This window comes from Flavobacterium limicola, from assembly GCF_003634755.1.
GTDB classification, from domain to species: domain Bacteria; phylum Bacteroidota; class Bacteroidia; order Flavobacteriales; family Flavobacteriaceae; genus Flavobacterium; species Flavobacterium limicola.
On record NZ_RBXA01000002.1, the window covers coordinates 482,029 to 506,301 of the forward strand.

Here is a 24,273-nt window from a genome sequence, read left to right on the forward strand (position 1 = left end):
TAGTTTGTAGGTAATATGTTTTTCTGAAAAATTACAGGCAACATCAATTATTTATTTTTATACTATGGTCGATTGGCCAATGTAGACATTGTCACTTTTAAAATATAAGTCATCTTTACTTAAAATGTAATTTGAAATAAAGTCTCCCACTTCATTGGTACCAAATTTTGAATACGGATTCAAATCGGCTGTGACGACATTTAATTCGATTGCTTTATGTACCGCTTCGTATACTTTTTGAGATTCGATATGAAGACCAAAATGTTCCAAAAGCATCGCTGCACAAACTATTGAAGCAATAGGATTGGCAATATTCTTTCTTTTGGCTTCAGGACAAGAGCCGTGAATAGGCTCAAAAAGTACGCTTGAGTTTCCTAATGATGCGGATGGTAATAATCCTATTGAACCTGTAATAACGCTCGCTTCATCCGATAGAATATCACCAAATAAATTTTCGGTCAAAATGACGTCAAATTGTTTTGGATTAATGATTATTTGCATGGCAGCATTATCAACCAAAAGAAATTCTAAGGTTACATCAGGATATCCTTCAGCAATTTCAGTTACTACTTTTCTCCATAATCTTGAGGTTTCAAGGATACTGGCTTTATCAACCAAAGTCAATTTCTTTTTTCTTTTCTGAGCTGTTCTGAAAGCCAAATGACTGATTCGAATAATTTCTTCTTCCGAATATTCACATAAATCAGAGGCTAAAGTCCCTTTTTCATTGATTTTTTTTTCACTGAAATAGGAACCTCCCGAAATTTCTCTGAAAATAATAAAATCAGCACCTTCGATTATTTTTCTTTTCAAAGGCGACAAATCTAGTAAGTCGTTGTATGGCTTAATAGGTCTTATATTAGCATATAATCCTAACGCTTGTCTCAATTTTAATAATCCTTGTATGGGACGCAATTTCGAATCTGAAACAGCATCATATTTTGAGTCATCAACAGCTCCAAATAATATGGCATCTGTATTCAAACATAGATTTAATGTTTGCTCTGGTAATGGTGTACCGGTCTTTTCAACAGCAATAGCGCCTATCAGAGCATCTTCAAAAACAAACTCATGATCAAACACCACTCCTACTGCATACAATGCTTTTTTTGCTTGTAAGATTACCTCCGGACCTATTCCGTCTCCTGAAAGGACTGCTATTTTTAAGTTCATAATAGTAGGATTTAGATTTTATTGGAAATCAAATTATTTTAATTAAGGATTAATTCCTTATTCATTTTACAGGCTTCAATTATTTGATGAATATCATCATCAAGCACTTCTTTTTTAATGTCGGCAAACTTTAGAAACTCAACATAAACCACATCTAATTGTACTTTTGTAAGTTCATATCCAACTTTTTTAGCTCTGTATGCCAATGCTGCTCTACCACTTCTGGCTGTTAGCACTATTGAAGATTCATTGACACCTACTTCTAGAGGATCCATGATTTCATAAGTTGCTCTGTTTTTTATCACCCCATCCTGATGAATTCCGGAGCTGTGTGCAAAAGCATTAGCACCAACAATCGCTTTATTGGGTTGTACCATCATTCCCATACTTTCAGAAACCAATCGGCTCATTTCATTCAACTGACGTGTATTTATATTGGTATCTAAATTCAAATACGGGTGTTGTTTGAAAATCATCACCACTTCTTCAAGAGCAGTATTTCCGGCTCTTTCGCCTATTCCATTTATCGTACATTCTATTTGTCTAGCTCCATTTACAGCTCCCGCAATTGAATTTGCTGTAGCCATTCCTAAATCATTATGACAGTGACACGATAGGATTACGTTTTCAATCCCTTTGACGTTTTCTTTTAAATACTTAATTTTTGCACCATATTCTTCCGGCAAGCAATATCCTGTTGTATCCGGAATATTAAGTACAGTTGCACCTGATTTAATCACTTCTTCACAGACTCGAGCCAAAAATTCATTGTCCGTTCTACCAGCATCTTCAGCATAAAATTCTACATCTTCAACATACGATTTGGCATGAGAAACGGCAAATTTTGCTCGGGCAATTATATCTTCTCTTGTTGTATTTAATTTGTGGACAATATGTGATTCCGAAGTTCCTATTCCAGTATGTATACGAGGTCTTTTTGCATATTTTAATGCCTGAGCCGCAACATCAATATCATTTTTCACTGCTCTTGTTAATCCGCAAACAATAGCATTTTTAACAACCTTACTTATTTCTGAAACAGATAAAAAATCACCTGGACTTGACACAGGAAAACCAGCTTCAATAATGTCAACACCCATTTCGTCCAGTCGATTTGCTATAACGAGTTTTTGATTGGTATCTAACTTACATCCTGGAACCTGTTCGCCATCTCTCAAAGTGGTATCAAAAATTTGAACTTTCTCTCTATTCATTTTCATTTATTTAATGTAATTTCACAACTTGATAACAAAAATATCTTTCATTACTTTATTCTAAAACTCAATTTAATGAAATATACTGCTTATAAAGCAATTAAAAACTTTGTAATATACTGAAAAACAAAATATTAAGAGACTATATTCTACAATGGCTAACCATCAAAAAGATTTCTTGTTTGTATTAATTAAATCCCTTTCAAAATCTGAAAAAAGACAATTCAAGATTTTTGCAAGCCGATTAGAAACCAGTTCCAATACAAAATTCATCGAATTATTCAATATTTTAGACAAATCAGAAGTCTATGATGAAAAGCTTATTCTTAAAAGTGGTATCATTAAAAAAGTACAATTATCGAATCTAAAATCATATTTGTATAAGCAAATTTTGGTCAGCATCCGATTGAATATTCCCAGCCAGAACATTCGGTATCAGCTAAGAGAACAAATTGATTTTGCTGCCATATTGTACAATAAAGGGTTATACAAGCAGAGTTTAAAAATTTTGGATAAAACAAAAATTTTAGCTTTGGAGAATGACGAAAAACTGATGGCTTATGAAATTGTAGAATTCGAAAAACTTATTGAATCACAATACATCACCAGAAGTATTCAAGGACGCGCAGATGAATTGGTTATTCAAGCTAAAGAACTCAATTATCGAAATACCATTTCTAGTAAATTATCTAATTTATCCCTGCAATTGTATGGGATAATGCTTAAAACAGGTTATGTAAAAAGTGACGAAGAATACAAATATATAGACGATTATTTCCATAAGCACATTTCTAAATTTGATGAGAAAAAATTCGGATTTAGGGAAAAATACTGGTTTTATAACGCCAATCTTTGGAGGAGTTTTCTGGTACAGGATTTTCTTTCCTGCTATAAATATTCTTTAAAATGGGTGACGCTGTTTTATGATAATCAAAGTATGATTCATTTAAATCCTGTGTTTTTCCTAAAAGGAAATCATTATTTATTAGAATCTTTATACATGTTGAAATACAAATCTAAATTTAAAAAGTATTTAGAGTTGCTGGAAGATACTATCAAAGATTCCCATTTCCCGGTGAATGATAACATTGCGTCTTTATCATTTTTATATGTCTATAATAATAAATTGAATTACCATATTCTGGAAGGTACTTTTGCCGAAAGCGAATACTTAATTCCTGAAGTATTAAATAAATTAAAAATTCACTCGGACCATCTTGATGAACATCACGAAATGTTGTTCTATTATAAGTTTGCGTCAATTTATTTTGGGAACGAAAAATATGCGGAGTGTATCTTTTATTTAGAGAAAATCATAAACAACAAAAATCTTTCGATGCGAGAAGATTTGATGTGTTTTGCCAGAATACTTTGTTTGATAGCGCATTACGAATTAGGCAAAGATTATTATCTGGAAAATCAGTTGAAGAACACCTATAAATTCCTAATCAAAATGAATGATTTACATGAAGTGCAAAAAGAAATCATTAAGTTTTTGAAGAATTTAAACTCCATATATCCAACAGATATTAAAAAGGAATTTGTAAAAATGAGAGCGCGCTTTATAGAATTGGAAAAAAACACCTATGAAAAAAGAGCTTTCCTTTATCTCGATATTATTTCTTGGCTTGAAAGCAAAATTGAAAACCGAAAAATCAGCACTATTATTAAAGAAAAAGCAAAATTGATTAATCGATAAGACTTTATATGACGAAAGGAGGTTAAAAACCTCCTTTTTGTTAACTTATATTTTTTAAAAATTGAAATATCAAAGAATAATACCCTCAATTATTACGCTAATTTGTCCGTTCTAAAAACAATTGGAGTTTCTTGCAACAATGTTTTTGCTTTTTCAAAAAAAGATTGAATATAAGATTGCTGATTGTGGCTGTCTAAACCGTTTTGATTTTCCCAAATTTCATGAAAAATAAAAGTATTGGCATCATCACAATTTTGATGCAAATCGTATTGTTCGCAAGCCGCTTCTTGAGTTGATTTTTCAACTAATTCCAGTAATAGCGATTTTACTATAACTGTATTTTCCGGTTTACTTTTTAGAATAACTGTTAGATTGATTGCCATATTTAATTTAAAAATAGTTGTGTTAAATGGTTTTGATACACTTTAAGATCATTTTCAACATTTGCATTTTTTTCAATGTCATGAAAGTGAATACTTTGTAACGGTTTCATACCTGTAAAAGCGTTCATTCTGTGAAAACCAAATAATGGTCCTTCATCCACACTGTGCTGATTGAAAAATTCTCCCGGTAAAGTAAAAGCTTCTTTTGGAGCATTCCAAGAGGTGGTTAACATATATTTTTTGCCATGAAGCATTCCTCCTGTTCCGTAATTGATTGTCGGATTTTCCGCTGAACGACCGTCACTTTTGTAAATCCCTTTGGCATGACCTTCAGTGAAAACAACATCAATGTATTTTTTAAATCCATGTGGCAACTGGAACCACCATATTGGCGTATGATAAATAATTACATCAGCCCAAACAAATTTCTCCACTTCTGCAGCAGGAATATAATCATCATTGATGTTCGTTGTTTTTACTTCAAATTCACTATTGCTTTTGAAAAAATTCAAAGTTTCATTCGAAATGGTTTCATTAAATCGTCCTCCGGAATGGCCGAACTTTTGTCCGCCATTAACTATAAATATTTTTGTCATGATTTGCATTTTTTAACTTGATGGTGCAAAGTTAGAACGAGAATTTCCATTATTAAAATAACATAATTCATACCTTTGTATCATAATTATAATAGTTATGGTGAATTTAGAATGGTATCGAACGTTTAAAGCGGTTTACAAAACAGGAACTTTAACAAGTGCTGCGGAAGAATTATTTATTTCACAACCTGGCGTGAGTCTGCATTTGAGTTCCTTGGAAACTTATGTAGGCTATAAATTATTTGACCGAACAGGTCGGAAAATGGTTCCCACCGAAAAAGGAAAAGTGCTCTACAATTTTATAATTGAAGCATTAACCAAACTGGAAGAGGCCGAGAAAAATTTTCAAAGAAGCACCGAGAAAAATACGCCAACGATAAGTGTGGGAATGTGTTTTGAAACATTCCAAATCACACTAGAACAGTATATTTCGACGTTACCATTTAATGTTATTATTCAGTTTGGAGAATATCCTGAAATGGTAGAAAATTTAGAAAAAGGAATTCTCGATTTGATTATCACGCCCCAAATGGTCGTTACAAACGCAATTGAATATCAGGCATTTTCTTCAGAAACTATTGTACTTGTAGGTGGAAGCGAAATTGACGATTTAGAATTCAATTCTATAGTAAAAAAGGAAAATATTCAAGAAATTGAACTTTGGTTAAAGCAACAAAAATGGTACGGAACTACCGGAGATATGGAGCATTTACGCCGTTTCTGGCAATTAAATTTCAATAAACATCCTGATTTCAGACCTAATTATATAGTTCCAAATATAAACTCTATAGTACGTTGTTTGAGCAGTGGCAAAGGATTGGCTGTTGTTCCTGATTTTTTATGCCGTAAAGAAATTGATAATGGGACGATCAAACTGATTTGGGAAGGGAAAACACCATTAAAAAATACGCTCTATTTTGCAACCAGAAAAAAAACTATGTATGAAGAGGAAATAGCTTTGATCAAGAAAATTTTCATCGAATTGGACTAAAATTTGTTATTCTAGAAATAAAGTTTACTTTTATAAATACTTAAATTTTAAAGTTATGAACGGATTTTTTAAAACAATTCTTGCAGGTTACGGCGCCAAAAAATTAGGCGGTGGCTGTTTTGGCACAATTCTAATTTTTATAATTATCTATTGGATATTAGGTTACTTTTAGAATTAAAACTCTAAAAATAACCCAATTATAATTTTAATTATTAGTATGCCAAAAGTTCTTTCAGGTCATTTTCGAAACGACCTTTTGGCAAATATTGATCTTCCAATGCTTTTGTAAATGGAATTGGAGTATCTAAACTTGCTACTCGTTTTACGGGAGCATCTAAGTGTTTGAAACAGTTTTCCATTATCAAAGCCGAAATGTCGCTGGCAATTCCTCCAAACATACTGTCTTCCTGATAAATAATCACTCTTCCCGTTTTCTTTACCGAGGCGAAAATAGCCTCCGTATCCAAAGGCTGTAAGGTTCTTAAATCCAATAAATCTGCAGAAATATCAGGATTTTTTGCTAAAGTATCCAAAGCCCAATGCACTGCCGCACCAAACGAAATAATTGTAACCTGATTTCCTTCTTTCAACAAAGCCGCTTTTCCTAATGGAATCGTATAATAATCGGTAGGGACCTCTTGGTAAACGCTTCTGTACAATTGCTTGTGTTCAAAAAACAAAACAGGATTCGGGTCGTTTATGGAAGTATTCAACAATCCTTTCGCATCAAAAGGAAATGCTGGGTAAACCACTTTTAGTCCCGGAGTTTTAGTAAACCAAGCTTCATTAGTTTGCGAGTGAAAAGGTCCCGCTTGTGTTCCGCCACCGCAAGGCATTCTAACTACAACATCTGCTTTTTCCAACCAACGGTAATGAGATTTAGCTAATAAATTGACAATTGGATTAAATCCTGTGGAAACAAAATCAGCAAACTGCATTTCCACAATCGCTTTGTATCCATTAATCGACAATCCCATTCCTGCCGAAACCACTGCACTTTCACAAATGGGTGTATTGATAATACGCTCTTTGCCAAACTGTGCTACAAAACCATCTGTAATTTTGAAAGCTCCACCATATTCAGCAATATCCTGACCCATGATTACTGAGTTTTCATGTCGCTCCATTGATTGTCTCAAACTGGTAGAAATCGCATCTATAAAACGAATATTTTCTTTTTTTTCTGTAGGATTAACTTGCTCAAATACATACGGTTTATAAACATCATTTAGTTCTTCACTTAAAGTAGCTTCAATTTCCGGTTCAGCATTGGCAATAGCCAGACTTTCATCGATATCCTTCTTTATTTCAGCATGTAAAGCAGCATCAAAATCAGCTGTAAGAACTCCGTTTTCTGCCAAATAATTTCTATAATTTTCTACTGGATCTTTAATCGCCCACATATCCATCAACTCTTGAGGAACATATTTGATTCCACTCGCCTCTTCGTGCCCGCGCATTCTGAAGGTTTTGAATTCTAATAAGACCGGACGTGGATTTTCTTTCATCGAAGTCTTTAATTCAGATAACAAATTAAACACTTCAAGTATATTATTTCCATCAACAATATGACTTTCCATTCCGTAGCCTTTCCCTTTATCAGCAAGGTTCTCGCAACGGTATTGCTCGTTTGTAGGAGTTGATAATCCATAACCATTATTTTCGATGACAAACATCACCGGCAATTCCCAAACCGAAGCAATATTCAACGCTTCATGAAAATCGCCTTCGCTTGTTGCTCCTTCACCAGTAAAAACAGCGGTTACTTTTCCGTTTTTCTTTAGTTTGTTGGCCAATGCGATTCCGTCAGCAACGCCTAATTGCGGACCTAAATGCGAAATCATTCCAATAATCTTGTATTGTTGGGTTCCAAAGTGAAAACTGCGATCACGACCTTTGGTAAAACCATTAGCTTTGCCTTGCCATTGTGAAAAAAGACGGTACAACGGAATATCTCTTCCGGTGAAAACTCCAAGATTTCTATGCATTGGCAAAATGTACTCATCCGAATCTAAAACTGCTGTGACACCAACAGAAATAGCCTCTTGACCAATTCCAGAGAACCATTTAGATACCTTTCCCTGACGAATAAGAATCAACATCTTTTCCTCAATAAGTCTTGGTTTGAGTATTCTTTTATATAAATCTAGTAATTGATTGTCAGTAAGATTTTTTCTATCGAAGATCATTTTTTCGGTTTTATAGTATGGTTCAAAGATAAAAAAATATAACAGTTTAGTATTATTTTGTTATATTTTTTTATATTGTTTATAAGTTTTAAAATTCAGATATAAAATTATTCTTTACATTTGTATCTGCAAGGTTTTTGACCTTCAAGTTATTAAAAAATATTTAAAAGTATGCAAAACATTCCTAGTGTTGACTTGCGTGATTTCCTTTCGGACGACCCGAAACGTAAACAAAAATTTGTAAATGAAATCGGAAGTGCATTTGAAGATATTGGCTTCGTAGCACTCAAAGGGCATTTTTTAAACGACCAGTTGGTTGATGAATTGTATGGTGAAATCAGAAATTTTTTCGCTTTACCTTTAGAAACAAAACACAGTTATGAAATCCCTGGCATTGGCGGACAAAGAGGGTATGTTTCTTTTGGAACAGAGCATGCCAAAGGCAGAAAAGAAGGTGATTTGAAGGAATTTTGGCACTTTGGACAATATGTGTCTGAAGATTCAAAATACGCTTCAGAGTATCCAGAAAACGTAGAAGTTAAAGAACTTCCCCGTTTTAATGTTGTAGGTAAAGAGGCATATCAAATGCTAGAAAAAACAGGAGTTTATGTTTTGAGAGCTTTGGCTTTACACCTTGGTTTAGATGAATTTTATTTTGACCAGTATGCCAAAGACGGAAATTCAATCTTAAGACCTATTCATTACCCACCAATCACATCTGAACCAGCAAACGCAATTCGTGCTGCTGCTCACGGTGATATCAACTTGATTACTTTATTGATGGGTGCTCAAGGAAAAGGATTGCAAGTACAAAATCACAACGGAGAATGGATTGATGCCATTGCTGAACAGGATGAATTAGTAATTAATGTGGGTGATATGTTATCGCGTCATACTAATAACAAATTAAAATCGACCATTCATCAAGTGGTAAACCCACCAAGAGAATTATGGGGAACTTCACGTTATTCTATTCCGTTTTTTATGCATCCGGTGAGTGACATGAAATTGGATTGTTTGGAAAACTGTATTGATGCTGAAAATCCAAAAAAATTCGAAGATATCACCGCGGGAGCTTATTTATACGAACGTTTAGTAGATTTAGGCCTTATTAAAAAATAAAACTTAAATTTACGTCAAATACTAAAAGACATTAAGTTTATGCTTAATGTCTTTTGTTTTTTACCAATTTAAATCAGCATTATCTGCGTTCAAAATATAGACTGTTATGGATTTACAAGACCAATTAAAAAACCTTTTTCCAGATCACGAGCCATCGCCGGAGGAAGCTATTGAAGAAGTGGCGCACGAATTATATGTTCAAAAAGAACCTATGATTTGCAAATTTGAAAAACGAAAAGGAAAAGCGACCACTATAATTGAAGGTTATGAAGGAACCGACGAAGATTTTAAAATTTTGGCCAAAGAAATAAAAACAAAATTGAGCGTTGGCGGAACTTTCAAAGACGATTCCATTATCATTCAAGGCGATTATCGCGATAAAATAATGACTATTTTAAAAGAAAAAGGATTTAAAGTAAAACGTGTTGGAGGTTAGAAAAAGTGTTCAGAGTTTAGCTATTAGCATTCAGTTGAGCAACTTGAAACCTTAAACATTAAACAAAAAAAATAATGATACAATCATCAGAATTAATATTAAATCCAGACGGTAGCGTATACCATTTGAATTTAAAACCAGAACATATTGCACACGATATCATCTTTGTAGGAGATCAAAATCGCGTGGAGAAAATCACACAATTTTTTGACAGCATTGAATTTTCGACACAAAAAAGAGAATTCAAAACCCAAACCGGGATTTTCAAAGGCAAGCGAATTACAGTAATGTCCACAGGAATTGGTCCTGATAATATCGATATCGTCATCAATGAGCTAGATGCTTTGGTCAATATTGATTTGGAAACCCGCCAACCAAAAGAAAAACTAACTTCTTTAAACATCATCCGCATTGGGACTTCGGGTTCTTTACAAGCCGATATTCCTGTGGACAGTTTTGTGTTGTCTAAATTCGGATTAGGATTGGATAACATGCTCCGCTCCTATTTGATTGACGAAGTTTCGAATCTGGAAATGGAAGATGCTTTTGTGAAACACACCAATTGGGATTTACGAAAAGGTAAACCATACGTAATCGCTTGTTCCGAAAAACTGGAAAAAATCGTTGAAAGCGACAAAATGCACAAAGGAATTACCGCAACTGCTGGTGGTTTTTACGGTCCACAAGGTCGCGTGTTGCGTTTAAATATTCAAGATGAAGAATTGAATTCTAAAATGGATAATTTTGAATTTGGTGACAACCAAATCACAAACTTAGAAATGGAAACCGCAGCAATTTATGGACTTTCGGCACTTTTAGGACATCAAGCATTGTCATTAAACGCTATAATTGCGAATCGTGCTTCCGGAACTTTTAGTGAAGATCCATACAAAGCCGTTGATGAATTGATTGCGTATACATTAGAAAAAATTGCTTTAGGATAGAGAAATTAATTTTCAAAACCGTACCCATTTGTAGTTTTAAAAAAGTGCTTTTAATTTTTTTAAAACTACATTTGTTTTTAGAACAAAACGCTAATGAAAATAATACTTACAGGTGCAACAGGAGTTCTGGGATCTCACATCATGTACGAAATTCTGGAACTTTTCATCAATACTAAAATGGATGGAAAACTTTTTATAATTGCCCGAAATAAAGGAAAAAAATCTGCTTTAGATCGCATAAACGAACTTTTATCCAGCAGTTATACGCCAAAAATTATAAAAGACAAAGGAATCGCAAAACTGCACGAATACATTGAAATCATTGATACTGATTTGGCTGTTATCCAGGACACTTTTTCAAGCCAAATAAAAGATGCTTATTTTATCCATTCGGCGGGATTCGTTAATTTATCTACCGATGAAGAACAACGCGAAAAGATTTTTGACGAAAACACCAAAATCACAAAATCCATTTTCAATCTTTTTAATCCTTTCATAAAAAAGTTTGTTTACATCGGGACTGCTTTTTCATCGGGAAACCGAAAAGGATTAATTGACAATGATTTTCATAGTTTAGGATTCGAACCGGAGCATCGCAATGCTTATGAGAATGCTAAATTCCACTCGGAAAATTTTATAGCTCAAGAATGTAAAAAAATAAATTTGCCTTTTCAAATTCTGCGTCCAAGTGTGATTGGAGGCAAAATGTTAGGAACAGAAAATCCGTATTTTATATCGAAATATATAGTTTTTTATCTTTTGGCTAAATTCTTTCACTTCACTTCCCAACGAAAAGGAAATCAAGAAAATGTGCGTTTTATCGTCAATGAAGACACCGTTTTGAATATTATTCCTGTCGATTATGTCGCAAAAGTGATTTTAAACACATTTCAAAGAGACGATATAGAACAGCTTAATATTGTTCATAATACAAGTTTCAATATGGTAAATGGATTGCGGTTGATCATGAAGGAAGTTGGTTACTCTAATTTTACTTTGATACAAAATTCGTTAGACTTTAAATACAAAAACACAATCGAAAAATTGTATTATGAAAGTATTGGAAAACACTTAAGCCCTTATTTCACAACAGCTGCGAATGAATACGATACCACTTTGTTGGAATCCATTCTGGAAATACCAAAACTAGATGAGGAGTCGTTTACTAATATGATTCGGTATGCAAGATTGAATAATTTTAAAGATATTAACGTGTAATTTTAGGAGCTATTTCCTGCTACACGTTGCAAATGAAATTCACTGAGCTCAAATAAAAATAAAAGTATGGTGAAGTAATCTTTTCCTTTTTAAAGAAAAAAGAAAAAGGATTTTCACTGCTATTAGGGCTAAATCGTTAACCATGAAATTTTAAATAAAAATATGAATCTTATTTTAGAAACCAACCGTTTGATTTTAAGGGAAATGCTATTTTCAGACGACGAAGCTTTATTTGAAATGGACAGTAATCCTAAAGTTCATCAATATCTTTGGAACAAACCATTGACGGATATTAGCGAAGTACATTCGTATATCGAATCTGTAAGAACGCAATATATTCAAAATAATATTGGGCGATTTGTTGTTATTTTGAAAGAAACCGAAGAATTAATTGGTTGGGCCGGATTAAAATATAACACCGAATTGGTGAATAATAAAATTCATTTCTATGATATTGGCTATCGGTTGAACGAGAAATTCTGGGGAAAAGGATATGCCAGTGAAGCCAGTTTTGCATGGCTGGATTATGGTTTTAATGTTATGAAAATCAAAATCATGGAAGCAGCAGCACACACAGATAATATCGCATCAAACAGAATATTACAAAAAATTGGACTGAAAATGACTGAAAAATATCTGGAAGATGGTGTTTCTTGGAATTGGTACGAATTAGAAAATCCTAACCTATAATGAAAACAATAAAAATAGCTGGAGTTCCAGAACATTTCAATCTTCCTTGGCATTTAGCCATAGAAAATGGAGATTTTGAAAAAGAAAATATCGATTTGCAATGGACAGATGTTCCCGAAGGAACTGGAAAAATGTGCCAAATGCTTCGTGATGGTGAAACTGATATTGCGGTAATCCTAACCGAAGGAATTGTAAAAGATATCGTTGCAGGAAATCCAAGCAAAATAGTTCAGGTGTATGTGGAAAGCCCATTAATTTGGGGAATTCACGTAGCGGCAAGCTCTAATTATAAGACGTTAGCTGATTTAGAAAACAAAAAAGTTGCCATTTCCAGATTGGGTTCTGGTTCTCAATTAATGGCGTATGTCAATGCTGACAATCAAGGATGGAAAACTGATAATCTGGAATTTGAAATCGTAAACACTATCGACGGCGCTGTTGAAGCGTTGACAAATGGAAATGCCGATTATTTTATGTGGGAACGTTTTATGACGAAACCATTAGTTGACAAAGGTGTTTTCCGACGAATTGCTGATTGCCCTACTCCTTGGCCTTGTTTTGTAATAGCAGTTCGAGAAGAAGTTTTGGAAAAAAATCCAGTTCTTATTTCAAAAATTCTGGAGATCATTAATCAAACTACAGAAGATTTTAAAGAAATTCCGAATATTGATAAAACGTTGGCTTTAAAGTATCATCAAAAAATGGAAGATATTCAAGAATGGCTTTCATTAACACAATGGTCACAAAAGCCATTATCAGTAGAAATGTTAAACAAAGTTCAAAATCAACTTTTTCAACTTAAAATTATCGATAAAAAAGGTACTTTTGAGGATATTGTAAAAACAGTCTAGATTACTGTTTTTATTTTTACTATGATAAAAATAAAAGAAATTAATTTTCAGGGTATAAAACAGCGATTCCAGGTCAAAAAACCTTGGGACGACGTTATTATTTTTATTCTGAACATATTAATTGCCATTCCGGTTTTTATCATCTTGCATCAAAACTTAATCAACCCAAATTGGCCTCTTAATATTGACCGGGTAGTGCTGTTTTTGGTGATGATTGTAATAATTCAAATTATCCTTCGGTTCTTGCGAACGATTATCCTCTTTTGTATTATTTTGTATTTATTGGTTTTAGTGTACGGTTCTACAATTGGAAACTATGGATTTAACAGCGTTTTTGAAGATTATAATTCGATAATGTACACGATGTCTGACAATCCATATCCACAAGATATTATCATTGCAAAATTGCTTCCGTTTCCCAATAAATCAAAAATTATCAATGCCATCGAATATCAAAATCCAAAAATCAGGAATTTTGCGGTTATGGCTACTACGAAACATTTTAAAGACATAAAAGGATATTCTGATTATAGAACGATCATACAATGCTTTGCCGTTTTCAAGGAAATAAATAGCCGATGGAACTACGTAAGCGATCCAAAAGCACGTGATTATATTGCTACGGCTACAGAATCACTGCTTTATTTTTCTGGAGATTGCGATGATCATTCCATATTAATGGCTGCCAGTATCAAATCTATTGGTGGAACTCCCCGATTAATTCATACTACTGGACATATTTACCCAGAAATACTGATAGGATCTCTTACTGATTTAGAAAAAGTCAATTTTCTAATCAAAAATGTATTATTTGCCAACGAAAGCAATGATCAAAAACTTCATTATCACGTTGACGAGCGTGGTCAAATCTGGATGAATTTGGATTATACTGCCAAGTATCCCGGTGGACCTTTTATGTCTGAAGAAATTCTAGGTGCTTTGACATTAGATTAATTTTTTTCAGTTTCCCTTGAAAAAAATCCAATCTTATTCCTGTCAAAATTTTTAATAGACCGTCATACATAACTCTATTTATATAATTTTATAAATCTTAAATTATGATTTTATAAAAGAGTTAAATCTACTATCGTTAATAGCGTTTAACTCTAGGATGCCAATGTGTAATCCTAACTGGCAGAATTTTAAAAAATTCAATGTATTAGCAGGGTAATATACTTTCAATTTAAATTTGAAAAAGGTAATTTTGTGCTTCTAATCTTTTGACTTAAAGTGAATAAATTTTCAAACTGAAAATTGTAAATTTTTGATATTAAATTACATAGAAAATATTAAACAAGACCAGCATTAGTTAAATCAATAATTAATTACAAAATTGGAAAATAAAGAAATGAGTTGGATCATGTGCTTGGACTGTCAAGGTAGAGGCAAGAAAAGTCGGGGACTAACCAAAAAAGCGCGACTTCAATACCAGCTGGAAGTAGATAAATTTAAAGAAAATAATGAAAAAGGAATAGCTCCTATTCCACCAAAAGGACACCAACACACCTGTTTAAAATGTTCTGGATCAGGTTTAATTCAGTCAGTTATTCCTCCTATAATTAATAAAGAAAAATACCCTAGTATTGCTATAATTGGCGGTGGTATTGGCGGAATTGCGTTAGCTATAGCTTGTTTACACCGAGGAATTCCTTTCATATTATATGAGCGCGATACCGATTTTAATGCTCGATCTCAGGGTTACGGACTCACTTTACAACAAGCCAGTAAAGCCATTGAAGGCTTAGGTATTTTCTCTTTGAAAGATGGAGTGACTTCAACAAGGCATTTAGTACACACTACTGCTGGAAAAATAGTAGGTGAATGGGGCGTCAGAAAGTGGATAAAGCCAAATACGGAAAAATCTGCAAAACGCACAAATGTACACATTGCGAGACAATCATTACGGTTAGCGCTATTGGAACAGCTTGGCGGACATGAAGCGATACAGTGGGGACATCAATTATTAGATTTGAAAGAATGTAAAGATGAAAGTGTTGATTTAAGCTTTTTAGTGAATGGAAAAATTAAAAATGCTAAAGCCGATCTTGTAGTTGGAGCGGATGGTATTCGTAGCGCTGTGCGAAAACTAATGATTGGTGAAGAAATAACTCCATTACGTTACCTTGGCTGTATTGTTATATTGGGTATTTGTCCTTTGAGTAATCTTAAAAATTTTCAAAGTTCATTGTTGGACTCGGCTACTGTATTTCAAACCGCAAATGGTAATGAGCGAATATACATGATGCCATATACTGAAGACTCCGTAATGTGGCAACTTAGTTTTCCAATGCCAGAAGATGAAGCAAAATCGTTAAGTGCTGAAGGACCTCAAGCACTCAAGGAAGAAGCCTGTCGTAGAACACATTGGCACAGCCCTGTACCTGAAATTTTATTAGCAACACTGGAAACCCAAATCTCAGGCTATCCGGTCTATGATCGTGAATTACTTACATCAGAATTGCTACAAAAAATCGGACCAATAACTCTAATTGGAGACGCAGCTCACCCTATGAGTCCATTTAAAGGACAGGGTGCAAATCAAGCCTTACTGGATGCACTGGCATTAGCCAGAGGAATTACAAGAGGATGCAGTACCACTTCACAATGGAGAAAAATTGGAATAAGAGAAAGTGCATTAACAGAATTTGAATCAGAAATGTTAGTGCGCAGCGCTGTTAAAGTGAAAGATTCAGCAGACGCTGCACAATTTCTACATTCTGAAATTGTGCTTTATGAGGGTGATGAACCGAGGGGTCGGCGTTTGAAAAATAAGTAAATAGTAACCGCAAAGTTGGAAATGAAAGGAAAACAAAAAAGTTCCCAAAGTATAAAGAACAAAACTTTCGCATACTTTAGATTAATTTATTATTACATAAAAAAACCTCCAATATCAAATGACTTTAGAGGCTTATAATTTATAATAATTTTCTTTTATAACTATTTATTGGTAATCAACTCTGAAGAGTACTGAGACTTTTCTACAGTATTATTTTGAGATATTTTGTGAATATCTACAAGGATATCAATATCATTTTTAAAAATTATATTTAATAATTCAATAATTTCTTCCGAAGTAATGTCATTAGAATATCCAACAAACTGAATTAGTTTATCTTTTCTTTGATGCATTTTAAAACCTGCTATAGACAATTTTGACAAACGATTAGATATATCGATATTATTGATTTTTATGTTTGATTTTGTAAAAAAAACAACTGGATTTCTAGCTTCTAAGTCAACTAAAAACGGGATGCCATTTTCTATTTTTAAACTACAAAAATCTCCTGTTCTATAGCGTACTAATGGTAAAAAAGGATTGTTGCCTCCAGTAATCACTAATTCGCCTCTTTCTCCATAAGGAAGTTTTACATCTTCATGTTCATCAAAAATTTCTAAGTATAAATCGGGTCGAATCGCTTTATGCCCCATCTCCGCAGCGTAAGCTATATTCCTGCATTCTGTCATCGAATAAAGATCTATGACAGGGCATCTAAAATAATTTTCTAATTTGTTTTTTGTGCCTTTTGTTAATTTCATAGCGGACGATACCAGCGCCTTTGGATTCAATTGAGGCTTTAAATCCAACAATGCCATAAAAGCTATTGGATCACCAGTAAGGATTTGTGGATTGTATTTCTCAAGATATTTTTTGGCATCATCAGGCTGATTCCACTCTGACGGATTGAGATTTATTTTTAAAATGCCAGCTCCCTCTAAATAAGTTGATAAAGAGGCGTACGTCAATGTTTTTTCTTGGGCACAAATCAAAGCAATGGCTGTTGTGTTTTTATTTTCTGTTATTGAAATATCAAAATCTTTAAGTACAGACTCTATTTGTGGCAACCAACTGGCTTGAGAAACGGCGTCAAAGAGAACATCTAACTTCGGTCCCGTAGAACCCGAAGTATAATACACCAATAGCTCCTCTAAATTAGCTTCATTAGATACAAATAAATGAGGATATTTTCTGATATCTTCTCTGGAAATGGTTGGAAACGAATCTAAAGCAATATCTTTATTTTGATAAAAAGGTACTGTTGTATGGCACCATTTTAAATAGTCATTAAGCCAAATAGGAGTTTGTCCTTCATTCCAAAATATTTTTTTATCATAATATTTATTTTTATAAGACTTAACTTTTGAAAGATGTAGTGCATTTAATCGATCACCACTTTTAAAATTAAATTTTGGGGCATACGCATCTTGTTTAAGTGCATTTAAAAAACTTAAATCGTCAAGCAACGGAAAACGTTCCGCGTCTGTTAATGCTATTTGTGGATCACTACTCTCGTCCATACGTATTTGCAGCTTCTCGGGCCTTTTTTTCGGCCATCTCTCTTTTGATATTCATTATTCTTTCATGTGCTTCGTACGATTGTTTTAAAACTTTCTGTCGATCTGTACTACTTAAAGAGGATAATTTATCCGCTGCTTCATCCTGATTTTCGCCATCAGGAATAATTTCACAACAGTCTAATAACAAGCGTACCATTTCTTCCGCACGCTCATCATCACTAATCCATTCCTTAAATTTTACATATAACGAAGCTTCACTTAATTCTTCAAACCAAAAATTATATAATTTATCTTCTATTAATGCACTATTTATAAAGTTTCGATGACTCAGTAACCATATCGAAATATGAATTGCACGCCAATGGTTATCGCCGATGTACGCTAAATTAAAATCGCTCGGTTTCTTAAATTCTTTTTTCAAAAAATCGTTGCACACAATTCTATAGGTATCACAAACTAAAGCAATCGAATTTAATCCTTCATTTTCAATAAGAGAAGAAGGTTCTAAATAAATATCCGGACATTTTCTTAAATGAGTCACTAACTCAAAAACATCATATTTAGACATAGGCATAATTTTGTTGTGAAAATTCAGATGCAAACTTTAAAAGTTCCGTTTCATTTGTAACATAGTATACCTTCCAGCCCATTTTTTTTAATCGAATTACAAAATCTTTGTTGTAATCTGGATGAGAATGTAAAACCATAGTTCCATGACCGCCTGCATTTTTTAATGCTAGTTCGGCCAATTCCCAATGTGTTTGTTTGGTTTGCGTATCAGAATCTAACATACTAAATATATCATTGTCCGTAACGATTACAATATGCGATTTTTTAGTAGATTCTTGTTCAAATGGTTTTCGCAATCGTTCAATTCCGTAGGCATAGCCCGTACCTAAATAAGAGGTTAAGGTTGTTAGTAAATCTGTTTCGTCTGTAATAAAACCATCCGTTTCCAAATAATCTCCAGGCTCACCAGAAAGACATCCCATTACGGATGCTCCCGCCCGCAAAGCGGACAATCCTATAACTGTAGCTGCAAGAACTGGCCATGAAAAATTTTGTTTCGGATTCATCATCGATCCCGAACAATCGATCCCAATATAAACATTTAATGGACTTTCTGAAATGGCGTTATCAGAATCAGATCCATACGTTCTCTTTTGAGTGGTTAATCCTGGAATAAGTGCGGGTGATAATATGGCAGATTGCAACCAATCTACTTCTTCAATGGGGTCGCCAATATCCCAAGTTTCCAATCCTTCAGGTAAATCTAGGGACACATTTTCAGAAATTTCGACAGGAAAATCAATTAAATGAGGTAAAGCAATTTCTTTATAATAGGCATTGATCAAACGCTGTTCATCTGCTTTTGGATTGACCTGTTTCATCAAATCAATGTAATTTCCCGGACCCATATATCCATTTTTTGGTCCTTGACCACCCAATTTATTTTTTTCTGAACCTAAACTGTCACTTTTATCACCTTCGTCTTCTAGTAAACCTAAGGCTTCTTTTCGCATATCAATTATCTCATCATAACCTTCTAAATCGAGTTCGGTCATACCAGAAATATCCATAGCTCCCACACCTGCATCTTCTGCATCCAATAGTATTAAAATTTTTTTGCGTGCATCTTGAAAGGTTTTGTCATCCATTAAATACGGATATACCATCACTGCAAAGCGACCACCACCGTGAATCCAGTTCTTTGAGTAACTTCTGACCAAAGAGGCTAATAATGAAGCATCGGCATCTATTTTTTTACTGTGAAAAGATAAATTTGTTGCTAATTCGCCGCGATTTAAACGCCATAAATATTCATAAGTACGCATCATCAGTGTCCAAAACTCAGAAAAATTATCCTCTGAATTAATTGCTTGATACACTTTTGACATTCTTAATTTATTGATGCGTTGTAATTTATCATTTATTAAAAAATCTGCATATAAATTGGATACCATAGGTGCTCTATCTTCAATACCCGGCAGCGCAAAACGAATTCGATTCAATAAAATAGCATTATCATATAAATTTGCTGGTGTAAAAATATGATGACCAATTTCGTGTGCCAATATTTCAATCGCATAATCTGAAATACCGCGTTCTACAATTTCTTCTAAATTAATCACGATACGATGATCTGTTAATCGAATCATTGCAAAACTGCCTGAAAGCCCTTCTTTTTTGGCGTCCTGATGGGATAAACACCAAATAGGTTCTTGCAAACGCAACAAAGGATTCCACTCCAACTTTGCCTGTTTCCAATGTGATCTCCACAACGCTAATGTTTGTTCTATTTCGGTTTGATTATGCATTTTCAAGACTGAATAAGTATAAAAAATAGGAGTTTTGCAACGTAAAAACCAAGGTTTCTTTTGTTGTCACAACAGATGAAATAGTGCTTACATCCATTTCCGCATTGATTTTTTCAATCCATTTTTCCGAGGTTTCTAATTGCTTAGAATTTGATACAATGTATGTTGCATCAACAGAATTGGCTGGAATTAAAACCTTGCCAAATTGGTCTGCAAAAAGTGCATAACTACTTTTTGAATCGGTTACAAATATATGTTCTCCTATTTGTGCCAGCATTGGCGGATGTTCAAAAAAGCCAGTTGTACCTTTAAAACCGCCTTGTACACCTTCAAATTTGGTGTTTGTATTTGGCCATGGTTTTTCAAAAAAATCGTAGGTATTTTTATCTGAACCTAAGTTGTGTAAAATGTTTTGTTGTAGATTTTCAGAAAGCTCGGCAAAATCTGCTTTTAAACGAGCTCTTAAATGTGCCAAACCACATTTCCATGCATACATACGACCCGCAATTTTAAAATCTTCTATAGTTTTAATCTCTACACTACTGGACTCGATAAGTTTGCACCAATACATGGTTTTTTCTGGAGCATACATATGAAGGTTTAAAAGTACATCATTCAACAATGAAATGGTTTTTGTTGGAAATTTCACTACTAAGTTGGGCATTTGTGCCATTAACAACCAAGCCGCTTTGTATTCATCTTCATAACGGATTGCCAACCCACTTCCAATTAACTTCAATGATTCCAGATACAGCGCCTTTACTACTTCATGAATTTTTTCTGGGGCCGAATTTAGGGCAACAGTTGCTTCCACAATAGGCTCAACAACTTCTACCATCCAACTGGCAAGAGTTTGAGAAGGCAAATTACCGTATTTCATTTCGCTCTCATTGTACCATTGATTGTACAACGCACTATTATCGCTTAATTCTATAATAAGTTGTGGAAGACTTATTTTCTCCATTGTAGCCATCTTTTGTAATTGGTATAACGTTGATGTAGATACTTTAATTTCAAAATATCATCTGCTCTGTACCCGTACAACTTTTTCTCTTCCGACCATTTCTGTAGTTGCTTCTCAATATTTAAAAGGCGACTATCAATTTCTTTTGATGATATGTTTTCAAGACCTTTTTTAAATTCCGCCTCAAATGCATCAACCGGATCATTTCGATCTAAATCTTGACTCACATATTCATCACAAGACAAATCAAACAAATTTCGCAACCATACAATTCGATCCACTCTATACACTTCATTACCCACTTGATCAAAAAATGGTGATTCAAGATGTGGTGTCAAACTATCGTGTAAAACGAATGGTAAAACTTGTCTAATATCTTCTAATTCTACTTTTTTATTACCTCTAAAATAGGCCAATGCTTTAGAAAACATCAATAAAGTCATTATTTTTCTAACCGATAAACCGTTTTTCGCTTGCGAACCTAAATCTTTAATTGGATCCTTTCCAGTTTCTTTTCTAAAAAGCGAACGCATATCCATACCGGACAATTTTGCGGTGTCTTTGGTCATATATTCCAATCGATTGGATGCAGGCTCAAAAAATTCAAACTGGCGACAAAAGAACTCGATGCGTTTGCGTAATTGAGGCTCAATTTTTATACCTCTAATCTGCTTATTTATGGTAGTTAGTTCCTCTTCTGTAAATATAATTTCTTCGGGAATTATAGCTTCTGGTTTAAAATTGAGTTCAATACGTTGCAATAAATCGTCAATAAACCGCGTATTAAAATGCATCGCTCTAATCACGATATCAATCCGGTCTTTTAAGGCCTCAATAACTTGGTACGTTCCTCCGCCAGCATCATCGTTGGCGGTAAGATACCAAGCGCCATCTGGACATTCATAAATCTGATCGAATATTTCAGCATAATTATCTGCCAAGACCGTTAATAGCGCCGATTGTGTTCTCGTTGGAATTCGATTGTATTCATCAATGATTTTTACCCGCATGCCCAACCATTTTCGCCATGCAATTCTAATGTCGGAAGTTTTTTCGGCCTTAACCATATCTGAGGGCAATGGATGCCCTAATAAATCTGAAATTGTCATTTGAGGTTGGCCGTGTTGAATGGCACGCAATACGTCCTTGTTATCATATCCCGCCAACAATCCCATCAACACCGAAGTAGCTGTTTTTCCACGACCAGGACCGCCCACAATGAGACATTTTCCTCTTGCCGCTAAGTTCAGTAAAGGCATTAGAACAAAACTAGAGTAGCTTTGGTCGGTAGGTAAGTAAACAGGTACTTTACTGTCTCCAAATAAAAACTTTTTAGGATCACCGTCATTGAATTCGATATCATAATACGGACTAATGATGGCTGTGTTCGTGATCCAAAAATAAGCTTGACGCAATTTTTCATCAAGGGCAATTGAATCGTTAGATTCATTTTGAGGAGCATCGCTGGAATACAGATCTTCTATTCTAAATTTAGTATTGCCATTATGAGTATCTTGCGGATTCGTAGGTGATTCTGGGACTTTCTTAAAAAATCCCATGGTTCTATTTATTAAATCAGACATGGTTCTATTTTGTTCTAAGTTACTTAAAATTTACTATTTTCTCTAGCAGACAATACTTTTGACACTTGTTCGATTCTTTCATCAACGGTACCTTTAAGCATATAATATTGAAGATTTCTAGTGTTTAAATCTTCAATAATTTTTTGTTGAAATATTTTTCTTTTTACATCACCAGATCTATCCCACGTATCGTCATAAGGAATGTCTGTATCACAAACAAAAATAATATCGTGCCTGCTTTCAGCAACTTTTGCTAAATTTTTCAATTCATCAAGGGCATTTCCATGGTAATCCAGTGAAAATAAATAGGTAGTAATAGCATTAGTATCAGAGAACAAAAATTGATTTGATTGTAACACCAAAGCATCTTCTCTTTCGCTGTGAATCTCAGCTATTTTTAATAAATCTTCTAAGGTCAGTCTTTTATTTACTTGATGATTTTCCCAATATTCTCTTCCATATTCAGGCATCCATTGCGTATCGAAATGGAGTGCTAATTTTTCTGCCAAAGTTGTTTTACCAGTTGAAGGTGCACCAAGCAATACCACTTTCGCAATCAAATCCATATAGACTTTAGGATCAATGAACTTTCTACTTTTAAAAGGGTTTTTTCTAATTTCTGTAGCGGATATAGGGATGATATTTCGACTAACATCAACCTGCCGATTTATGGCATTCAAGGCCGTACTCATGTGCTCACCATAAGGCTCACTCGAGTAAAAATGTGAGATGTTGCGATTACCTAAAATTGAGGAGACATACTCTTCTTGAATTTTCATAATTTCAGCAGTATAACCACTATCATTAGGCGAATTTACACCTTCAATGACAGTGATTTTTGGATATATTTCACGTATCCAACCAGCTCTAGTTGCTAAAGGAATATTTATTATAGGATCATCGTAAATAAGCACTATCAATTCATCAACCTCATTAATAGCTGTTTCAATTAATAGCTGATGACCTTTATGAAAAGGGGCAAACTTACCCAATGTCAATCCAATTTTATGTTCGTCTCTCATACGCAAATTCTTCATTATATGCTTTTTTCCATTCCAAGTAACCAATTATAGCCATAATCAAAAAAAGCACATACAAAACTGTTGTAAAGTATAAACCTTTATAACAATATATCGTAATGCCAACCACATCGACTACTATCCAAAATAGCCATGAAGCTACTACTTTTTTTATCATCAAATATTGAGCAACTAAGCTTGCAACCATTATAAAAGCATCCGCATAAGGATAGGACGCGTCGGTTTTTGATTGCATACTATATCCTAAAAATAGGGATGCTACAACTGATAAACCAATCCAAAAAGTTGCGTTAGTCACCAATGTTACGCGTAATGCACTTTGATTGGAACCCCCATACTTCCAATTGTACCAGCCGAATACTTGCAGAAATATATAAATAAAATGCAAAATCATATCTGAATATAATTTTGCTGTATAGAAAACAAAGCAATATAGTATCACCTGAATTAAACCAAAATACCAACACCAGATATTTTGTTTGATAGTAAAATAAACGGCCAAAAAACCGAAAACTGCGCCAAATAGTTCTAAAGTTGTATCCATAATATATGGTGATAAAGATATA

Annotated in this window: 22 protein-coding genes; 10 read left to right on the top strand and 12 right to left on the bottom strand. The window is 33.9% G+C overall.

The genetic code is table 11. From position 1 onward, the window contains the following. Positions 1-57: 57 nt before the first annotated feature. Positions 58-1,173: a 3-isopropylmalate dehydrogenase gene (gene leuB, locus BC952_RS09550; protein WP_121365416.1), complete on the bottom strand. Its 1,116-nt coding sequence runs from the start codon at positions 1,171-1,173 to the stop codon at positions 58-60. Positions 1,174-1,211: 38 nt separating this feature from the next. Then, positions 1,212-2,387 (bottom strand): 2-isopropylmalate synthase, encoded by a 1,176-nt coding sequence (locus BC952_RS09555; RefSeq protein ID WP_121365544.1) that lies wholly within the window; start codon positions 2,385-2,387, stop codon positions 1,212-1,214. Between the two features lie 154 nt (positions 2,388-2,541). Here BC952_RS09555 and BC952_RS09560 point away from each other — a divergent pair, with 154 nt between their 5' ends. Continuing rightward, complete coding sequence (locus BC952_RS09560; protein WP_121365418.1) at positions 2,542-4,086, top strand: hypothetical protein; 1,545 nt, start codon at positions 2,542-2,544, stop codon at positions 4,084-4,086. A gap of 92 nt (positions 4,087-4,178) precedes the next feature. On the opposite strand, the gene BC952_RS09565 is transcribed toward BC952_RS09560, so the two are convergent. Both BC952_RS09565 and BC952_RS09570 read right to left on the bottom strand, forming a co-directional pair. Beyond that, entirely contained in the window at positions 4,179-4,469 is a 291-nt protein-coding gene (locus BC952_RS09565) for a putative quinol monooxygenase (RefSeq protein ID WP_121365420.1), read from the bottom strand. Between the two features lie 2 nt (positions 4,470-4,471). Beyond that, positions 4,472-5,065 carry an NAD(P)H-dependent oxidoreductase gene (locus BC952_RS09570; protein ID WP_121365545.1) on the bottom strand — a complete coding sequence of 198 codons (594 nt, stop codon included), beginning with the start codon at positions 5,063-5,065 and terminating at the stop codon, positions 4,472-4,474. A gap of 97 nt (positions 5,066-5,162) precedes the next feature. On the opposite strand from BC952_RS09570, the gene BC952_RS09575 reads away from it, so the two are divergent. Continuing rightward, positions 5,163-6,056 carry a LysR family transcriptional regulator gene (locus tag BC952_RS09575; RefSeq protein ID WP_121365422.1) on the top strand — a complete coding sequence of 298 codons (894 nt, stop codon included), beginning with the start codon at positions 5,163-5,165 and terminating at the stop codon, positions 6,054-6,056. A gap of 212 nt (positions 6,057-6,268) precedes the next feature. On the opposite strand, the gene BC952_RS09580 is transcribed toward BC952_RS09575, so the two are convergent. Then, entirely contained in the window at positions 6,269-8,245 is a 1,977-nt protein-coding gene (locus tag BC952_RS09580) for an alpha-ketoacid dehydrogenase subunit alpha/beta (RefSeq protein WP_121365424.1), read from the bottom strand. A 171-nt stretch (positions 8,246-8,416) separates the two neighbouring features. Here BC952_RS09580 and BC952_RS09585 point away from each other — a divergent pair, with 171 nt between their 5' ends. The 8 genes from BC952_RS09585 (at position 8,417) to BC952_RS09620 (ending at position 16,282) form a co-directional block, all read left to right on the top strand. Continuing rightward, positions 8,417-9,367 carry an isopenicillin N synthase family dioxygenase gene (locus BC952_RS09585; protein ID WP_121365426.1) on the top strand — a complete coding sequence of 317 codons (951 nt, stop codon included), beginning with the start codon at positions 8,417-8,419 and terminating at the stop codon, positions 9,365-9,367. 106 nt (positions 9,368-9,473) lie between these two features. Beyond that, positions 9,474-9,803, top strand: a complete 330-nt coding sequence (locus BC952_RS09590) for a translation initiation factor (protein WP_121365428.1) — start codon at positions 9,474-9,476, stop codon at positions 9,801-9,803. 74 nt (positions 9,804-9,877) lie between these two features. Then, positions 9,878-10,747, top strand: a complete 870-nt coding sequence (locus BC952_RS09595) for a nucleoside phosphorylase (RefSeq protein WP_121365430.1) — start codon at positions 9,878-9,880, stop codon at positions 10,745-10,747. 93 nt (positions 10,748-10,840) lie between these two features. Then, complete coding sequence (locus BC952_RS09600; protein WP_121365432.1) at positions 10,841-11,965, top strand: SDR family oxidoreductase; 1,125 nt, start codon at positions 10,841-10,843, stop codon at positions 11,963-11,965. 162 nt (positions 11,966-12,127) lie between these two features. Then, on the top strand, positions 12,128-12,655 hold the full coding sequence (locus BC952_RS09605) for a GNAT family N-acetyltransferase (protein WP_121365434.1): 528 nt from the start codon (positions 12,128-12,130) through the stop codon (positions 12,653-12,655). Beyond that, a complete protein-coding gene (locus tag BC952_RS09610) occupies positions 12,655-13,506 on the top strand; it encodes a substrate-binding domain-containing protein (protein WP_121365436.1) in 852 nt (283 codons plus the stop codon). Before BC952_RS09605 ends, BC952_RS09610 begins: the two co-directional genes overlap by 1 nt. Positions 13,507-13,527: 21 nt before the next feature. Then, positions 13,528-14,460, top strand: coding sequence for a transglutaminase (locus BC952_RS09615; protein WP_121365438.1), 933 nt, complete (start codon positions 13,528-13,530; stop codon positions 14,458-14,460). Positions 14,461-14,854: 394 nt separating this feature from the next. Beyond that, entirely contained in the window at positions 14,855-16,282 is a 1,428-nt protein-coding gene (locus BC952_RS09620) for an FAD-dependent oxidoreductase (protein WP_121365546.1), read from the top strand. Between the two features lie 161 nt (positions 16,283-16,443). Here BC952_RS09620 and BC952_RS09625 read toward each other — a convergent pair whose 3' ends face one another. From BC952_RS09625 to pnuC, 7 genes are read right to left on the bottom strand one after another with little or no spacing between them, the layout of a single operon-like run. Continuing rightward, positions 16,444-17,802 carry an AMP-binding protein gene (locus BC952_RS09625; RefSeq protein WP_121365439.1) on the bottom strand — a complete coding sequence of 453 codons (1,359 nt, stop codon included), beginning with the start codon at positions 17,800-17,802 and terminating at the stop codon, positions 16,444-16,446. Next, positions 17,789-18,370, bottom strand: coding sequence for a hypothetical protein (locus BC952_RS09630; protein ID WP_121365441.1), 582 nt, complete (start codon positions 18,368-18,370; stop codon positions 17,789-17,791). The genes BC952_RS09625 and BC952_RS09630 overlap by 14 nt, the downstream gene beginning before the upstream one ends. Then, positions 18,363-20,120, bottom strand: coding sequence for a DUF58 domain-containing protein (locus tag BC952_RS09635; protein ID WP_121365443.1), 1,758 nt, complete (start codon positions 20,118-20,120; stop codon positions 18,363-18,365). Before BC952_RS09635 ends, BC952_RS09630 begins: the two co-directional genes overlap by 8 nt. Then, positions 20,113-21,084: a hypothetical protein gene (locus BC952_RS09640; protein WP_147405272.1), complete on the bottom strand. Its 972-nt coding sequence runs from the start codon at positions 21,082-21,084 to the stop codon at positions 20,113-20,115. Before BC952_RS09640 ends, BC952_RS09635 begins: the two co-directional genes overlap by 8 nt. Next, positions 21,072-22,667 carry a MoxR family ATPase gene (locus tag BC952_RS09645; protein WP_208639981.1) on the bottom strand — a complete coding sequence of 532 codons (1,596 nt, stop codon included), beginning with the start codon at positions 22,665-22,667 and terminating at the stop codon, positions 21,072-21,074. The genes BC952_RS09640 and BC952_RS09645 overlap by 13 nt, the downstream gene beginning before the upstream one ends. 23 nt (positions 22,668-22,690) lie before the next feature. Next, positions 22,691-23,689: an AAA family ATPase gene (locus tag BC952_RS09650; RefSeq protein ID WP_121365447.1), complete on the bottom strand. Its 999-nt coding sequence runs from the start codon at positions 23,687-23,689 to the stop codon at positions 22,691-22,693. After that, the gene (gene pnuC, locus BC952_RS09655; protein WP_121365449.1) at positions 23,673-24,251 is read right to left on the bottom strand and encodes a nicotinamide riboside transporter PnuC; all 579 of its coding nucleotides are present in this window, start codon (positions 24,249-24,251) and stop codon (positions 23,673-23,675) included. The genes BC952_RS09650 and pnuC overlap by 17 nt, the downstream gene beginning before the upstream one ends. Between the last annotated feature and the right edge of the window lie 22 nt (positions 24,252-24,273).

What these genes read in the sequence shown, in the direction of transcription:
- leuB (WP_121365416.1), bottom strand. Translation starts at nt 1,173, where the DNA reads ATGAACTTAAAAATAGCAGTCCTTTCAGGAGACGGAATAGGTCCGGAG.
- BC952_RS09555 (WP_121365544.1), bottom strand. Translation starts at nt 2,387, where the DNA reads ATGAATAGAGAGAAAGTTCAAATTTTTGATACCACTTTGAGAGATGGC.
- BC952_RS09560 (WP_121365418.1), top strand. Translation starts at nt 2,542, where the DNA reads ATGGCTAACCATCAAAAAGATTTCTTGTTTGTATTAATTAAATCCCTT.
- BC952_RS09565 (WP_121365420.1), bottom strand. Translation starts at nt 4,469, where the DNA reads ATGGCAATCAATCTAACAGTTATTCTAAAAAGTAAACCGGAAAATACA.
- BC952_RS09570 (WP_121365545.1), bottom strand. Translation starts at nt 5,065, where the DNA reads ATGACAAAAATATTTATAGTTAATGGCGGACAAAAGTTCGGCCATTCC.
- BC952_RS09575 (WP_121365422.1), top strand. Translation starts at nt 5,163, where the DNA reads ATGGTGAATTTAGAATGGTATCGAACGTTTAAAGCGGTTTACAAAACA.
- BC952_RS09580 (WP_121365424.1), bottom strand. Translation starts at nt 8,245, where the DNA reads ATGATCTTCGATAGAAAAAATCTTACTGACAATCAATTACTAGATTTA.
- BC952_RS09585 (WP_121365426.1), top strand. Translation starts at nt 8,417, where the DNA reads ATGCAAAACATTCCTAGTGTTGACTTGCGTGATTTCCTTTCGGACGAC.
- BC952_RS09590 (WP_121365428.1), top strand. Translation starts at nt 9,474, where the DNA reads ATGGATTTACAAGACCAATTAAAAAACCTTTTTCCAGATCACGAGCCA.
- BC952_RS09595 (WP_121365430.1), top strand. Translation starts at nt 9,878, where the DNA reads ATGATACAATCATCAGAATTAATATTAAATCCAGACGGTAGCGTATAC.
- BC952_RS09600 (WP_121365432.1), top strand. Translation starts at nt 10,841, where the DNA reads ATGAAAATAATACTTACAGGTGCAACAGGAGTTCTGGGATCTCACATC.
- BC952_RS09605 (WP_121365434.1), top strand. Translation starts at nt 12,128, where the DNA reads ATGAATCTTATTTTAGAAACCAACCGTTTGATTTTAAGGGAAATGCTA.
- BC952_RS09610 (WP_121365436.1), top strand. Translation starts at nt 12,655, where the DNA reads ATGAAAACAATAAAAATAGCTGGAGTTCCAGAACATTTCAATCTTCCT.
- BC952_RS09615 (WP_121365438.1), top strand. Translation starts at nt 13,528, where the DNA reads ATGATAAAAATAAAAGAAATTAATTTTCAGGGTATAAAACAGCGATTC.
- BC952_RS09620 (WP_121365546.1), top strand. Translation starts at nt 14,855, where the DNA reads ATGAGTTGGATCATGTGCTTGGACTGTCAAGGTAGAGGCAAGAAAAGT.
- BC952_RS09625 (WP_121365439.1), bottom strand. Translation starts at nt 17,802, where the DNA reads ATGGACGAGAGTAGTGATCCACAAATAGCATTAACAGACGCGGAACGT.
- BC952_RS09630 (WP_121365441.1), bottom strand. Translation starts at nt 18,370, where the DNA reads ATGTCTAAATATGATGTTTTTGAGTTAGTGACTCATTTAAGAAAATGT.
- BC952_RS09635 (WP_121365443.1), bottom strand. Translation starts at nt 20,120, where the DNA reads ATGCATAATCAAACCGAAATAGAACAAACATTAGCGTTGTGGAGATCA.
- BC952_RS09640 (WP_147405272.1), bottom strand. Translation starts at nt 21,084, where the DNA reads ATGGAGAAAATAAGTCTTCCACAACTTATTATAGAATTAAGCGATAAT.
- BC952_RS09645 (WP_208639981.1), bottom strand. Translation starts at nt 22,667, where the DNA reads ATGTCTGATTTAATAAATAGAACCATGGGATTTTTTAAGAAAGTCCCA.
- BC952_RS09650 (WP_121365447.1), bottom strand. Translation starts at nt 23,689, where the DNA reads ATGAGAGACGAACATAAAATTGGATTGACATTGGGTAAGTTTGCCCCT.
- pnuC (WP_121365449.1), bottom strand. Translation starts at nt 24,251, where the DNA reads ATGGATACAACTTTAGAACTATTTGGCGCAGTTTTCGGTTTTTTGGCC.